General features: G+C 70.2%; 11 protein-coding genes, 2 pseudogenes and 1 riboswitch. Of the genes and pseudogenes, 5 read left to right on the top strand and 8 right to left on the bottom strand.

The genetic code is table 11. From position 1 onward, the window contains the following. Positions 1 to 34: 34 nt before the first annotated feature. Together MYK68_RS01970 and MYK68_RS01965 are read left to right on the top strand one after the other, a co-directional pair. Positions 35 to 1702, top strand: coding sequence for an SLC13 family permease (locus MYK68_RS01970; protein ID WP_247866007.1), 1668 nt, complete (start codon positions 35 to 37; stop codon positions 1700 to 1702). Between the two features lie 29 nt (positions 1703 to 1731). Beyond that, positions 1732 to 3030: a family 1 glycosylhydrolase gene (locus tag MYK68_RS01965; RefSeq protein WP_247866005.1), complete on the top strand. Its 1299-nt coding sequence runs from the start codon at positions 1732 to 1734 to the stop codon at positions 3028 to 3030. 36 nt (positions 3031 to 3066) lie between these two features. Here the strand turns inward: MYK68_RS01965 and ulaA are convergent, their stop codons facing one another. Together ulaA and MYK68_RS01955 are read right to left on the bottom strand one after the other, a co-directional pair. Then, positions 3067 to 4638 carry a PTS ascorbate transporter subunit IIC gene (gene ulaA / locus MYK68_RS01960; RefSeq protein ID WP_247866003.1) on the bottom strand — a complete coding sequence of 524 codons (1572 nt, stop codon included), beginning with the start codon at positions 4636 to 4638 and terminating at the stop codon, positions 3067 to 3069. 16 nt (positions 4639 to 4654) lie between these two features. Further along, positions 4655 to 5446, bottom strand: a pseudogene (locus tag MYK68_RS01955) (PTS sugar transporter subunit IIAB); the annotation flags it as partial. A gap of 100 nt (positions 5447 to 5546) precedes the next feature. On the opposite strand from MYK68_RS01955, the gene MYK68_RS01950 reads away from it, so the two are divergent. Beyond that, positions 5547 to 6839: an acetyl-CoA C-acetyltransferase gene (locus MYK68_RS01950; RefSeq protein ID WP_247866001.1), complete on the top strand. Its 1293-nt coding sequence runs from the start codon at positions 5547 to 5549 to the stop codon at positions 6837 to 6839. 61 nt (positions 6840 to 6900) lie between these two features. Here the strand turns inward: MYK68_RS01950 and MYK68_RS01945 are convergent, their stop codons facing one another. Together MYK68_RS01945 and MYK68_RS01940 are read right to left on the bottom strand one after the other, a co-directional pair. Further along, complete coding sequence (locus MYK68_RS01945; protein ID WP_247866000.1) at positions 6901 to 7701, bottom strand: ABC transporter permease; 801 nt, start codon at positions 7699 to 7701, stop codon at positions 6901 to 6903. Positions 7702 to 7862: 161 nt separating this feature from the next. Beyond that, positions 7863 to 8762: pseudogene (locus MYK68_RS01940) on the bottom strand (ABC transporter ATP-binding protein); the annotation flags it as partial. A gap of 53 nt (positions 8763 to 8815) precedes the next feature. Between MYK68_RS01940 and MYK68_RS01935 the strand changes: the two are divergent. Next, on the top strand, positions 8816 to 9703 hold the full coding sequence (locus tag MYK68_RS01935; protein ID WP_247865998.1) for an alpha/beta fold hydrolase: 888 nt from the start codon (positions 8816 to 8818) through the stop codon (positions 9701 to 9703). Here MYK68_RS01935 and MYK68_RS01930 read toward each other — a convergent pair. Next, on the bottom strand, positions 9666 to 10832 hold the full coding sequence (locus MYK68_RS01930) for an ATP-grasp domain-containing protein (RefSeq protein WP_247865997.1): 1167 nt from the start codon (positions 10830 to 10832) through the stop codon (positions 9666 to 9668). The two genes, MYK68_RS01935 and MYK68_RS01930, sit on opposite strands and share 38 nt — an antisense overlap. Before the next feature lie 86 nt (positions 10833 to 10918). Here MYK68_RS01930 and MYK68_RS01925 point away from each other — a divergent pair, with 86 nt between their 5' ends. Beyond that, positions 10919 to 11878: an EamA/RhaT family transporter gene (locus MYK68_RS01925; protein WP_247865996.1), complete on the top strand. Its 960-nt coding sequence runs from the start codon at positions 10919 to 10921 to the stop codon at positions 11876 to 11878. A gap of 268 nt (positions 11879 to 12146) precedes the next feature. Here the strand turns inward: MYK68_RS01925 and MYK68_RS01920 are convergent, their stop codons facing one another. The 3 genes from MYK68_RS01920 to MYK68_RS01910 all read right to left on the bottom strand — a co-directional run bounded on the left by MYK68_RS01920 (position 12147) and on the right by MYK68_RS01910 (position 14216). Then, a complete protein-coding gene (locus MYK68_RS01920) occupies positions 12147 to 12857 on the bottom strand; it encodes a thiazole synthase (protein WP_247867896.1) in 711 nt (236 codons plus the stop codon). A gap of 64 nt (positions 12858 to 12921) precedes the next feature. After that, a complete protein-coding gene (gene thiS, locus MYK68_RS01915) occupies positions 12922 to 13137 on the bottom strand; it encodes a sulfur carrier protein ThiS (protein ID WP_247865994.1) in 216 nt (71 codons plus the stop codon). Further along, complete coding sequence (locus tag MYK68_RS01910; RefSeq protein WP_247865993.1) at positions 13110 to 14216, bottom strand: FAD-dependent oxidoreductase; 1107 nt, start codon at positions 14214 to 14216, stop codon at positions 13110 to 13112. The genes thiS and MYK68_RS01910 overlap by 28 nt, the downstream gene beginning before the upstream one ends. Next, positions 14185 to 14297: riboswitch (TPP riboswitch) on the bottom strand. It overlaps the preceding gene by 32 nt. Positions 14298 to 14324 lie beyond the last annotated feature (27 nt).

The raw sequence follows: 14324 nt of genomic DNA, 5'->3' as shown, positions 1-14324 counted from the left end.
CCTGACGGTCGCCCATGGTTCAGAATGGCAAACCATGGCGCTCCTCACCGCGATCATCGTTCTCGCGACCCTCGCCGCGATGACGAGCGGCCGCGTGCCCGCGGTCCTGGCGCTGATCACGGCCCTGGTGGCCGCCGGGCTGATCGGTATCGCCACCCCCGCCCAGCTGTTCGCCGGCGTGAGCAACGGCGGCGTGATCACGATCGCGGCCATGCTGGTGATCGCCAAGGGCGTGCTGGCCACCGGGGTGGTCTCCCGGGTCACGTTCCGGCTGCTCGCCGGGGTCAAGACGCCGGTCCAGACACTCGTTCGCCTGATCCCGCCGGTCGGCCTCATCAGCTCCCTGATCAACACCACCCCGATCGTCGCCATGCTGATCCCGGCCACCAAGGAGTTGCAGCAGCGCTCGGGCATTCCGGCGCGCTCGGTGCTGCTGCCGATCGCCCACGCGACCACCCTGGCCGGATCGATGACGCTGATCGGCACCAGTTCCAACCTGATCATCGCGGGTATGGCAGAGAGCGACGGCGTGAAGCTGTCGATGTTCTCGTTCGTACCGATCGCGGCCCCGGTCGCGGTGATCGGCTGGATCGCCATCGTCGTCAGTTCGCGCTACCTGCTCCGCAGCAAGCCGAAGGTCCGGAAGAAGGAACTCACCTGGCGCGCGGAGATCCCGGTATCCGGCAAGGCCGTCGCCCTGGGCAAGACCGCCGAGGAGGTCGGGATCGCGCGCACCGTGGAGTACGAGCTGATCGACGTCCGCCGCTGGGGCGAATCAGTGGTCCCGGACAGTCCGATTGAAGAGGGCGATATCCTGGTCTACCGCTGCACGGACCGCGGCGTGCGCATGCTGTGGGCCAGCCCGCGGTTCGGGCTCGCCCCGAATCACCTCTTCGCCGTCACCCTCGACACCGGCTACTCCGGCAGTATCCGCGATCTGCAGGACGACGAGGACCTGCTCGTGGTGGCCGCCGAGACCAAGAAGCGATTCCGCGACACCCGGGCCCGGCCGGGCGCCACGGTGTACGTCTCGACGTCGTCACGCGAGGTGCTGAACAATCATCCGGAGGTCGGCCTGTGGCAGAACGCCGCGGGCAAGGCGCCGCAGACCGGGAAGACCTGGATCGCGCTGGCGATCCTGCTCGCGGTGATCCTGGCGGCGTCGTTCGGCCTGGCCCCGGTGGAGTTGATCTCCTCGGCGGGCGCGGTCGGCATGGTGCTGTGCGGGGTGCTCACCCCGCGCTCGGCGGTCCGCGCGCTGGACTGGAACATCCTGGCGATCATCGCCGGCTCGATCGGCCTCGGCGTGATGGTGGTGCAGAGCGGCCTGGGCGGCTACATCTCCGACGGGATCATCGCGCTGTCGTCGGGGAGTGTCCCCGCCGTGGTCGCGGTGATCGCGGTCGGCACGGCGCTGCTGACCAACTTCGTGACCAATGCCGCGGCGGCGTCGATCCTCACCCCGGTCGCCATCGCCATCGCGAACTCGATGGGGCTCAACCCGATGCTGCTGCTGGTCCTGGTCGGCACCTGCATCTCGTTCACCTTCCTGAATCCCTACAGCCACCAGTCGAACCTGATGGTGATGGAACCCGGGCGGTACACGACGACGACGTTCGTGCGCTTCGGCATCCCCCTGACCCTGGTCAGCCTGGTGACCGCCTTCGCCGTCGCCTGGCCGCTCCTGGAGTTCTGGCACTGAAGCAGCGGCCGATCCGGCACACTCGGCGTATGGGAGGACCTCGACCGATCGTCGCCACACTGTGCCTGGTCACCGGCCTGCTCGCCGGTCTGCTGACGGCGGTGCCCGGCCCGGCGGCGGCCCGCGCGCTGCCCGACGACTTCCTGTGGGGTGTCGCCGCCTCCGGCTTCCAGACCGAGGGATCGTCGCCGGACAGCAACTGGCGCCGTTACGCGCGGTCGCCGAAGACGCACGACGACATCGGCACCTCCGTCGACTTCCGGCACCGCTACCGGCAGGACATCGCCCTGGCGAAATCGCTCGGCGTCCGGGTGTACCGGGTCGGGATCGAATGGGCCCGCATCGAGCCCGCTCCCGGCCGGATCGATCGGCGCGAACTCGCCTACTACGACGACCTCATCGCGTCGATCGCCGCCGCCGGAATGCGGCCGATGATCACCCTCGACCACTGGGTGTACCCGGGATGGATCGCCGATCGCGGCGGCTGGGCCGATGCGCGGACCCCGGCGGCCTGGCTCACGCAGCAGCGTCGCGTGGTGGACCGGTACGCGAGATACCACCCGCTGTGGATCACGGTGAACGAACCCGCGGCCTACGTGCTGAAGGAAGTGCAGTACGGCGGCCTGCCCGCACAGCTGGCACCGGTGATGTTCGATCGGCTGGTCGCGGTGCACCGAACGATCTACGACTACATCCACCGGCGCGATCCCGGCGCGATGGTCTCCTCGAACGCCGCCTACATCCCCACCGTCCAGCCGGCGCTCGACACGCTCTTCCTCGACCAGGTCCGCGACAAGCTCGACTACGTCGGCCTCGACTATTACTACTCGGTGAGCCCGAGCCGGCTGGGCGCGGCGAACATCGTGACCGACGAGCCGTGGAAGGCACCGGTCTCCGCCGACGGGCTCTATTACGCGCTGCGCGACTACGGCCGCCGGTTCCCCGGCATACCGCTGTACGTGGTGGAGACCGGGATGCCGACCGAGAACGGCGCACCCCGGCCCGACGGCTACCGCCGCGACAATCACCTGCGCGACCTCGTGTACTGGACCCAGCGCGCCCGCGACGACGGCCTGAACGTGATCGGCTTCAACTACTGGAGCCTCACCGACAACTACGAATGGGGAAGCTACACACCGCGTTTCGGGCTGTACACGGTCGACGTCAAGACCGATCCGGCACTGCGACGACGACCCACACCCGCGGTGGCCGCCTATCGCCGGATCATCGCGACCGGCGGCGTCGGACCGGACTACCGGCCCACCCGGCCGGCCACCTTCTGCTCCCTCGTCGCCGCTCCCGCGAGCTGCACCGAGCCGGTGCACTGACCCGGGCGCCCACTCCGGCGCCGGCCCCGGCGCCGATCAGTCCGCGGCCGGCGGCGGCGGAGGTGTGGGCGCACCGACCGGCGGCGGGATCTTCGGGTAGCCCTTGGTCGAGAGCACCATGCCCGGGTTGCCGGGGCCCGCGGGATCACCGGATCCGGGACGCGGGCGGCCCGGTGACGGGTCCCAGTCGGTCTCGACCAGCTTCTTCTGCACCCAGATCGCCAGGGCGAGGATCGCCGCGCCGATCGCGAGCATCACGATCACGCCACCGGCGCCACCGATCTTGGCAGCGTTGCCGAGCAGCAGGCCGTACCAGCCGAAGTCGGCGTCGCCGAAGGTGGTGTTCTCCTCGCCGAAGCCGCCGAGCACGCCGACGAGCACTGCGGGCAGGAAGGTGATCAGCAGACCGTTGGCGAACGCACCGCAGATCGCACCGACCCGCCCGCCGGTGGCGTTGCCGTACACGCCCGCCGCACCACCGGTGAAGAAGTGCGGCACCAGCCCGGGCAGCACCAGCGCCCAGCCCCACCAGGGGCCGAACCACAGGGCGATCGCCGCCAGCCCCAGCAGGCCGGCCACGAAGCTGGAGATGAAGCCGATGAGCACGGCGTTCTGCGCGTAGGGGAACACGATCGGCGCGTCCAGCGCCGGCACCGCGCCGGGCACGATGCGCTCGGCGATGCCCTGGAAGGCCGGCACCAGCTCGCCCAGGATGGTGCGGACGCCGAACAGGATCACCGCGACGGCCACGCCGAAGCTGAGACCCATTGTCACGCCCTGCATCAGGAAGTTGCCCATGCCGCTCGCGCCACCGGCACCGTCGGCGTCCGCGTAGGCGAGGTACGCCTGCGAGCTGCCGACCCGGCCGACGTAGACCAGCGACACGATGATGTACATGAGCACCATCGACAGCGCCGTGGCCACCATGGAATCCCGCAGGAAGCGCAGCGACTCGGGCAGTTTCAGGTCCTCCGTCGACCGGCTGCGCTTGCCGCCGGTCCACCGGCCGACGATGCCGGCGACCACGTAGCCGAGCGTGCCGAAGTGCCCGATCGCGATGGTGTTGTCGCCGGTGATGCGCTTGGTCCACGGCTGCGAGATGGCCGGCAGCGACACCATCACGACACCGAGCAGGACGCCGCCGATGATCACCACCGACACTGCGTTCAGACCGCTGGTCGCCAGCACGATGGTCAGCAGCGTCGCCATGAACAGCGTGTGATGACCGGTGAGGAACACGTACCGCAGCGGGGTGAACCGCGCGAGCACCAGGCTGATGATGAACCCGAGGATCATCAGCCAGGCGACCTGCGCACCGTAGGTGTCCTGCGCGATGCCGACGATCGCCTCGTTGGTGGGCACCACGCCGTGCGACTTGGTCGACCCCTTCAGCATCACGCCGAGCGGGTCGAGCGAGGCCACCACCAGCGTCGCGCCCGCGCCGATGAGCAGGAAGCCGAGCGTCGCTTTGAGCGCACCGCCGATCACCTGCCCCACGCTCTTGCGCAGCGCGATCAGACCGACCGCGGTGATGATGCCGATCAGGTACGCCGGGACCGCGAGGATCTCGTTGACGATGAATTCGGCGATGGTGACGAGCCAGTTCATGATCGTCGTCCCCCCAGATGTCGTAGTTGGCGCGGAGCGCGGCGTCGATCTCCGCGGTGGAGGTGAAGTTCTCGATGACCGTCATCGGCACCCCGAGGTCGCCGAGCGCCTTGGCGATCTCCCCGGAGATGAGGATCAGGTCCGCCTCCTTGGCCTTCCCCTTCGCCGAGATCGTGTCGGTGGCCTCCACCTCGATGAACGGCGACCAGCCCCACTCCCCCAGCACCTTCTCCAGGGTGTTCTTGAGGAACAGGCTGGTCCCGACCCCGTTGCCGCAGACGGTGAGGATCTTGTTCTTGGTGGTGCCGCGCGCCGCCCCGGACGACGACGTCCGAGCGGTCTCGGGGGCCGCCGGAGCCGCCCCGCCGTCGAGGACCCCGAGCACCTCGGCGGCCGAGGTGGCGGCGGCGAGCGCGGCACGACGCGAGGCGTCGCCGATCACCTTGGCCAGCTCCGCCATCGCCGTAGTGTGCGCCTTGGCGTCGCTCGCCGCGAGCGCGACGACCAGATCCACCGGGTCGTTGCCGGGACTGCCGAAGGCGACCGGCTCGGCCAGCCGCACCCACGACATCCCGGTCCGCAGCACCGCGGGCGACGGGCGCGCATGCGCGAACGCGAAGCCCGGCGCGATCACGATGTACGGCCCCTTCTCCAGGACCGAATCGACCATCTCCCGCGTATAGACGTCGGTGGTGACACCGGTCCGGACCAGCAGCGCACCGGCGACGCCGATGGCCTCCTGCCAGTCGTCGGCGGCGGCGTCGAGGACGATGGCCTCCGGACTCAGCAAATCAGTCAATGCGCTCACGTCCGGCACGGTATCGGACACCGAGCGGGCGTGTGGCCGTTCTCCGGGGTAGCCGATGCACCGTGGCACGAAATGATGCCATTGGTTAATGTCATCGTTCGTGTCCACGAATCGACAGCTCGAATCCGTCTACGTCCTCGGCGGCAACCGCATCCCGTTCGCCCGCTCCAACGGCGCGTACCTCGACCAGACCAACCAGACCATGCTGACGGCCGCTCTCGACGGCCTCGTCGAGCGCTACGGCCTGGCCGGCGCACATCTCGGCGAGGTGGCGGGCGGTGCCGTGGTGAAGCTGGCACGCGATCACAGCCTGACGCGGGAAGCGTTGCTGGACACCGAGATCGCCCGGTCGACGCCGACGGTCGACATGCAGCAGCAATGCGCCACCGGCGGCCAGACCGTGGTGCACATCGCCAACAAGATCGCCTGCGGGCAGATCGAGTCGGGCGTCGCCTGCGGCGCGGACACCACCTCCGACCCGCCGATCGGCTTCGGCCCCCGCCTCCGCGGGCAACTGGTCAGGCTGAACGCCGCCCGGAGCACCGCGGACCGGATCAAGCTCGCCGCACGACTGCCTCTCGCCCTGGACTTCGACGTGCCGAGCCCCGCGGAACGGCGCACCGATCTGGTGCCCGGCGCCGCCCAGGCGGTGACCGGTGCGGCCTGGGGCGTGTCGCGCGCCGACCAGGACCGGATCGCCCTCGACTCCCACACCAATCTCGCCGCCGCCTACGACAGCGGCTTCCTCGACGATCTGGTGACCCCGTTCGCCGGCCTCACCCAGGACGACAACCTGCGCCGCGGCCTGGACGCCGAACGACTCGCCGGGCTGAAGCCGTGCTTCGGCGGCCCGGACGGGACCATGACCGCCGCCAATTCGACGACGCTGACCGACGGCGCCTCCGCGGTCCTGCTCGGCACCGCCGGCTGGGCCGCCGGGCGCGGCCTGACGCCGATGGCGCGGGTGGTCGACGCCCAGAGCTGGGCGGTGGACTACGTCGACGGCGACCCCAAGACGCAAGGCGTGCTGATGGCTCCCGTGTACGCGGTCAGCGAGCTGCTCCGGCGCAACGACCTGGCGCTGCAGGATTTCGACTTCTACGAGATCCACGAGGCCTTCGCCTCACAGGTGCTGTCCACCCTGGCCGCCTGGAACGACGCCGAGTTCTGCCATACCGAGCTGGGCCGGGAAGCGCCGATGGGCACCATCGACCGCGACCGGCTGAACGTCACCGGCGGCTCGCTGGCCACCGGTCACCCGTTCGGGGCGACCGGCGGCCGGATCGTGGCGACTCTCGCGAAACTGTTGCAGCGCAAGGGATCCGGCCGCGGCCTGATCTCCATCTGCGCGGGCAGCGGCATGGCCGTCACGATGATCCTCGAAGCCGTCTGAACGAGCGCCGACCGGAGTCGGCGGTCGTCAGTGGTGTCGCGACCGCAGCACCCAGCGGCGGCTACTTCACCTCGGTGGTCATCACCCGCCAGATGCCCAGCACGCCGGGGATACCGACCCAGAGCACGAAGCAGACCAGCACGTGCGCCCAGGTCTCGGCACCGGCGGACGGGTGGGAGAGCGGGTCGAACGCGGTGCTCGGACTGATCCAGTCGGCGATCGAGTCGAAGACGGTCCTCTTGCCGCCCTCGTCGAGCCCGCCGGAGGCCAGGGATCCGACCGTGAGCACGGTCGGCACGATGAACGACGGCACGATCAGATACACGACGATGCCGCCGGCCGTGTTCAGCAGCGCCAGCGCCATCGCGAAGGCCATCAGCAGCTCGAAGAGGCCGTTCACACCGGAGAACCGCAGCGCCGGCCCGGACGAGTCGAACGACGCCCCGCGGGCCCCCGCGATGATCGCCGCGAGCGCCACATAGGCGATGAACAGGGCCAGCGCGAGGCCGAAGGCGGCGCAGAACTTGGCGGCGACCACCCGTTCGCGACGAGGTTCCAGGGTGAAGGTGCTCAGCACCGAACGCTGTCCCCATTCGCTGGTGACCAGCATGATCGTCACGATGCCGACGAAGGTGGGCGTCATCATGCCGAAGACACGCACCGAGGTCGCGAAGTCGGTGGGCGTCCGCATGAACGCCAGAATGAGGAGGGTGATCAGCCAGATCACGCCGAGCAGACCGAGCAGGATCCAGGTACTGCGGGTATTGAGGAGCTTGCGCAGTTCCACCGCGGCCAGGCGCCCGAACGGCACCCCGGGGAGAGACGGATCGATGTCTTTGGCGGGCAGGACTGGCGCGCTCATGCGTGACCTCCGGGGTAGCCGGGACCGGCCGGTCCGGGCGGATAGGGCTGCGTGTACTGCGGCGGCGGCGCGGGCGGGGCGTATCCCGGCCCGGGCGGCGGGGCGAATCCGGGTGGCGGGGCGTAGCCGACCTGCGGGGCGTAGCCGGGCGGCGGGGCGAACCCCGGCGCCCCGGGCACATCGCGCTGCGCCCCCGAGGTGAGTTCCAGGTACATCCGTTCCAGGTTCCCGGTGCCGGCCCGGCGCAGCTCGGTCAGCGCGATCGACGACGACGCGACCAGCGCGCCGACGGTGGCCGGGTCCGACTCGGCGTATAGACCGCCGTTCTCCGGGCGGCACGCGATACCGGCCGCGGTGAGCAGCTGGGCGAGCGCGGCGTCGTCGTCGGACGACACGGCGGTGCCCGGCTCCCCGGTGAGCGCGTCCTTGGTGCCCTGCGCCATGATCCGGCCCTGCCCGATCACGATGAGATAGTCGGCGATCAGCTCGATCTCGTGCAGCAGGTGCGAGCTCAGCAGCACCGTGCCACCGGCGTCGGCGAAACCGCGCAGCACCCCGCGCATCCAGTGGATGCCCGCCGGGTCGAGGCCGTTGACCGGCTCGTCCAAGATCAGCACCTTGGGATCGCCGAGCAGCGCGTTCGCCACCCCGAGCCGCTGCCGCATACCGAGCGAGTAGTGGCCGACGCGGCGGCCCGCCTCCTGCTGCGTCAGCCCGACCAGGTCCAGCAGCTGGCCGACGCGGGCGTCGGACAGGCCCATCGTGCGCGCGCTCAGCAGCAGCGTCTCGCGGCCGGTGCGGCCGTTGTGGAACGCGGACGCGTCGAGCAGCGTGCCGACCTGCAGCGCCGGATTGGGGATGTCCCGGTAGGCGTACCCGCCGATGGTCGCGGTGCCGCCGGTGGCCGGGGTGAGTCCGGTCAGGATCCGCAGCGTCGTCGACTTGCCCGCGCCATTGGGTCCGAGGAAACCGACCACCTGTCCCGGCTGGCAGGTGAACGACACGTCGTCCACCGCCAGCAGATTCTTGTAGCTCTTTCTCAGATGCTCTACGACGATCACCCCGCCCATCATGCCCGCCCATCGCCTCGAATCAAGCGCCTACACTCGCCCTCGTGTCCCCTCTCGAGCGCATCGTGCTGCCGAACGGCGTCGGGCTCGCGGTCGCCGTCGACGGCTCGACCACCGCCGATGCCACCACCGTCCTGCTCAATCCGGGCATGGGCATGCCGCAGGCCACCTGGGAATACACCGGTGTCACCCGGGGCCTGGCCGACGCCGGATTCCGGGTGATCTCGTACTCGGCGCGCGGCGTGACCCCGTCCGATGCGCCGCCCCCGCCGTACGACGTCCCCACCATGGCCGACGACGCCGCGCTGCTGCTGGACCACCTCGGCGTCGAGCGGGCCATCCTGGTCGGCTACTCGATGGGCTGCTATCTCACCCAGGCCCTGCTGGAACGACGCCCGGGCACCGCGCTCGGCGTCGTCATGACCGCCGGGCTGAACTCGTCGGAGATCGGCCGGCTGGTCAACGACATGGAGCTGGCCCTCTTCGCCCGGCTCGGCGAGGTCCCCGTCGAGGTGTCGGCGTTCGAGACGCTGATGACCACGCTGGCCCCACCGGCGCTGCAGGACGGCGAGACCGTGCGCGTCTGGCGGGAGATGCTGACCGACGGGCAAAGTTCATGGACGTCGCCCGACGGGCAGCACGGGCAGCTCGCCGCGTCGAGCGGCTGGATGAACCGCGGCGAGCCCACGCGCGAACGGCTCGCCGCGATCGACGTGCCCACCCTGGTGATCGCCTACGAGAACGATCTCTTCTTCCCGCCGAAGACCAGCCAGGCCGCCGCCGAGATGATCGACGGCGCCGAATTCGTGCAGATCAACGGGCTGTCGCACGGGGGTCTGATGCTCGATCCGGACCGCACCGCGACTGCGCGCATCGTCGACTTCTGCGAGCGGATCAGATCTGGTGACCGTCCCACTCGTGGTCGTGCATGAAGCCACCGGCCAGACCCACCCGGTACTTGATGCTGTTGCGCAGGATGTTGATGTAGGCCGGCACCAGCATGGCCGCCGGCCCCATGTCGCCGCGCTCGGCGATCACGTCGTCGGCGCTGCGGAACGCCTTCCAGAACTTGCGGAAACTGTTGCCGGGCAACGCATCCTTGCGCCAGCCGTACAACGTCATGCCGATGCCGATCATCCGGGTGCGTCCGGTGGGCGGGGTGATCAGCTCGGTGTTCTCACCGAAGAAGGCCCGGTCGACGCGGTTCTCCGGCGTGAACAGCATGATGCCGCTGGTCGCCCGCGGATTGGCCTCGATGGTGAACAGCCCGCGTTCGGGATGGTCGATGAAGTCGAAGCCGATGTGTCCGGTGAATCCGGTGCGCCGCACCACATCTCGCACCCATTCGAGGATGCCCGGGTGCTCCACCTGCTCGAACACCAGGCACGACGAGCCGCCGATCGCATAGCCGACCGGGTACAGCGCGTGCGCGTACACCTCGCCGTCGCGGCAGATCGAGTAGCTGCAGTAGCGGTCACCCTCCATCCACTCCTGCGCTATCCACGGGTTGGTGGGATCGAAGGTCAGCTGGGTCAGCGGGTCGCCGGGGTAGGCCTTGTACACCTCCTGCGAACCACGTGAGTAGGCCTGTTTGACGGCGAACGGGCCGTCGAAGTCGAGTTTCGCGATGTCTTCCGGGCCGGTGATCGCCGCGAACTTCAGCGTCTGAATCCCCAAGTCCTGCAGGAGTTCCTGGAACTTCAGCTTGTTGTGCAGCTGATCTTCGAGCGCGAAATCGGAGAGGAAGAGGTCGCACGACGGCGGGAAGAGCCCGGCCATCATCGAGAGGATGTCGGTCTCCTCGTGAATCGGGATCACCATGTCGATGCCCTCGGACTCGACGATCGCGGCGATCTCCCGGCAATACTCCTGCGGCCGGTACTTCGGCGGGCTGACCCGGTGAAAACCGTCGACCGCGTGCGAGAAACGGCTCACGGCGATCGGCACACTGTCGGCGATGCTGACCCGATGCCCCGCATCGGCGAGCAGCCTCGCGAGATTCAGGGTCAGGAACGACCTGCCAAAGGTGATGAGGATGTGCTTACGCTTACCTTCGTCCACGCGGACCAGCGTAGACCCCCGTGTCGGGGGCACCTGATAGCGTTCTCATGCAACCCGATTCCCCCTCTTCCCTCGAAGGACTCCCCTTGTACGCACTCGGAATCATCGCCGCGATGATGGCCGCCGTTGCGTATGGCATGTCCACCGTCTTGCGCGCGCTCGGCGCGCGGCGCGTCGCGGTCGCCGAACGCGAGGAAACAGGTCTCGACCAGCCGGAATCCACCGACGACGGGGCGGCCCCGTCGATGTCGTCGACCGTGGCCACGCTCGGTGATCCGGCCTTCATCCTGGGCACCGTGATGGTGGTCATCGGCTTCGCCGGCGGTGCCGTCGCGGCCCGCTTCCTGCCGCTGTTCCTGGCGCAGTCGATCGTCTCGGCGAATCTGATCGTGACCGCCCTGGTCGGCACCTTCATCCTGAACATCACGCTGCACACCCGTGACTGGGTGGCGATCTGGCTGGTGGTGCTGTCGCTGGCGCTGCTGGGCATCTCGTCCGCGCCGAGCGCGAACGACCACGCCAGCACCACCTTCCACTGGGGGCTGCTCGGCGCCGCGTTCGTGATCGGCGCGATCGGCCTCGTCGGCGTCTACACGCTCGGCGCCTACGCGGCCTTCGTCGGCGGTTTCTGCGGTGGCCTGCAGTTCGGCGTCATCGCGATCGCCGTCCGCGTCCTGGAGGGCGTCGCCCCGTTCGATCCGGTCCGGGTGCTGACCGACCCCGCCGCCTGGGCGATCGCCGTCGCCGGCGCCAGCGGCTTCTTCGTCCAGACCGTCGCCCTGCAGGTGGGCGCGGTCAACGGCGTCACCGCCGTCCTGGTGGTCGGCGAGACCGCCGCGCCCAGCGTGATCGGCGTCGCCTTCCTCGGCGACCACGCGCAGGCCGGCCTCGGCTGGCTCGCCTGGACCGGCTTCATCGGCGCGGTGATCGGCGCGATCCTGGTCGCCTGGTACGGCAGCGGCGACCCCGACCACTTCGGCGAGGCCCCCGAGGAGCTCGGCGGCTGGCGCCGCGGCCGCGCCGACGAGCCGTCCTCTCCCGACTAGGCGGCGCGGGGAAGCCGCCTGCGAGAAGGGCGTTTCGACACGTCTCGGCTAGCGCCTCGACGGCTCAACGGGCTGCTAGCGGACGACCGGCCCGCGAGCGGCCCGCCCCGCCCGTGAGGAACGAAGTGACGAACCGTGTCGAAACGCCCCCAAGCCCTTCCGCCCAGTGAGCTGCCACCACCGCTCCCTCCGGCCAACGGGCCCTCCGCCCATTGAGCCGGACGGGCCCGCAAGGGCCCGGCCGTGTCGAAATGCCCACCGACGACGATCAGCAGTCCACGACCGGCGACGACGCCTGCGCCCAGAAACGCTTCGGGATCCGTCCCGCGCCCGCGGCCAGGTGCCCGGCGAGCACCGCATGCCGCATCGCCGACGCCATCGCGACCGGGTCGGCGGCGCGGGTGACCGCCGACGCCAGCAGCACCGCGTCGCAACCGAGTTCCATCGCGAGCGCCGCATCGCTGGCGGTGCCGATCCCGGCGTCGAGCACCACCGGCACCCCGGCCCGGGCGACGATCATCTCGATGTTGTGCGGGTTGGCGATCCCCAGCCCGGTGCCGATGGGCGAGCCGAGCGGCATCACCGCCGCCACCCCGGTGTCCTCCAGCCGGCGGGCCAGCACCGGATCGTCGTTGGTGTAGGCCATCACAGCGAAGCCGTCGGCGACGAGCGCGGCGGCGGCGTCGACCAGTTCCAATGGATCGGGGAGCAGCGTGCGCTCATCGGCGACCACCTCCAGCTTCACCAGATCGGTCCCGAGCGCCTCGCGCGCGAGTTGCGCCACCAGCAGCGCCTCGGCTGCGGTGTGACAGCCCGCGGTGTTCGGCAGCACATCGATGTTCAAGCGCCGCAGCAGATCCAGCACGCCGGTGCCCGAGCCCGGACTCACCCGGCGCATGGCCACCGTGGTCAGTTCGGTACCGGAGGCCAGCAGCGCGGCTTCGAGCACCGCGAGATTCGGTGCCCCGCCGGTCCCCATGATGAGCCGCGACGTCAGCCTCCGCCCGGCGACCACCAGGGCCTGCTCCGGCTCCGCCGAGGGATCAGCCACCCTGCACCGCCGTCAGCACGTCGACCACCGCGTATCGCCCGATCGGCTCGTCCCAGCGCGACCGCGGCCGCACCACGCCGTCGATCGCCACGGCCACCCCACGCTCGGGCAGGTCGAGCCGGGCCAGCAGCCCGGCCACATCCGGTTCCCGATCGAAGGTCACCGCCTCCCCGTTCACCGTCAGCTCGACGATGCCGTCCGCACCCATCGGTCGCTCCTCTCCTCTTGTGTCTCGACAACGTTCCCGAGCAGCCGGAGGACCCGTACCGCGGTGCCCGGGGCCAGCGCGATTCCGTTCCGCCCGTGCCCGGCGGCCACGACCGTCCGCTCGTCCACCCGCCGCACGATCGGCAGTCCATCGGCCGACATCGGCCGGATTCCCGCGGCGACCTCTGTGAGTTCGTAGGTGCGCAGGCCCGGGAACAGCTCGCAGGCGTCGCCCAGGAGGTCCGCGACGCCGCCGGCCTGCGGGGCGCGGTCACCGGCGTCGACCGCCTCGTACTGGGTCGCGCCCAGCACCAGGCCGTCCGGGCGCGGCACCAAGTACACGTTGCGCCCGTGCCAGCGAGCCCGGATCACATGCCGCGGCGGCGGCACCGACCACGACGTGCGCGTCAGTCGCAGGATCTCGCCCTTCTCCCCGCGCAGGCCGTCGAGACCGCCGGGGATCAGCGCGCTCGTGTCGAGCCCGGCGGTCACCAGGACCTGGTCCCCGGGCAGTCCGGCGAGCCCGGTCACCCGGGTGTCGTGGAACCGCACCCCGGCCTCAGTCAGGGCCGCGCGCAGCGCCGTGAGCAGTCTCCGGTTATCGACGGCGCCCTCCCCCGACAACCGGTAACCACCGGCCGGGGTGCGCGTCAGACCGGTCTCCGCGGCCCGCAAATCGGCCGCGGTGCATTCGGTCGTCGCACCGCCCGCCCACGGGACTCGGGCGCGCGCGAAGCCGACCGACTCGTCGAGGTAGGCGCGGTCGGCGGCCGAACCGGCCACCAGCAGGGTGTCGGCGGCCGTGGAGACCCCCGGGTCGCCGAGACGGTTGAGCAGTGCGGGCCAGCGGGCCACCGAGTCGGCCGAGGCCGCCAGCAGTCCGTCCTCGCCCGGGTGCGCCTCGCCCAGACAGCCGAGCATCCCTCCGGCCACGTGCGCCGCCCGGCGCGCCGGGCCGTCGTCGTACACCCGCACCCGCCAGCCGGCATCGGCCGCGGCGAGCGCACACGTCAGCCCGACGGCTCCGCCGCCGACGACGGTCAATTCTCGTTCCACGTTCAGACCTTCCTTCGCCGGCATTACCCGGATCAGGTACGACGGTCGGCGGGGGCGGCCCCGCGATCTCAGCCCGGCGATCCTCCGGGCACCCGTGTCGTTCTTGCGCTGCTCCTAGCCTACCGTCGTCAG

Source organism: Gordonia sp. PP30 (genome assembly GCF_023100845.1).
Lineage (GTDB): Bacteria > Actinomycetota > Actinomycetes > Mycobacteriales > Mycobacteriaceae > Gordonia.
Note: the sequence above shows the minus strand (reverse complement) of the source record. Positions and strands in the feature narration are given on the sequence as shown.

Excerpts from the sequence above, each read along its gene's own strand:
- MYK68_RS01970 (WP_247866007.1), top strand. The coding sequence starts at position 35 with ATGGCGCTCCTCACCGCGATCATCGTTCTCGCGACCCTCGCCGCGATG.
- MYK68_RS01965 (WP_247866005.1), top strand. The coding sequence starts at position 1,732 with ATGGGAGGACCTCGACCGATCGTCGCCACACTGTGCCTGGTCACCGGC.
- ulaA (WP_247866003.1), bottom strand. The coding sequence starts at position 4,638 with ATGAACTGGCTCGTCACCATCGCCGAATTCATCGTCAACGAGATCCTC.
- MYK68_RS01945 (WP_247866000.1), bottom strand. The coding sequence starts at position 7,701 with ATGAGCGCGCCAGTCCTGCCCGCCAAAGACATCGATCCGTCTCTCCCC.
- MYK68_RS01920 (WP_247867896.1), bottom strand. The coding sequence starts at position 12,857 with ATGGGGACCGGCGGGGCACCGAATCTCGCGGTGCTCGAAGCCGCGCTG.
- thiS (WP_247865994.1), bottom strand. The coding sequence starts at position 13,137 with ATGGGTGCGGACGGCATCGTCGAGCTGACGGTGAACGGGGAGGCGGTG.
- MYK68_RS01910 (WP_247865993.1), bottom strand. The coding sequence starts at position 14,216 with ATGCCGGCGAAGGAAGGTCTGAACGTGGAACGAGAATTGACCGTCGTC.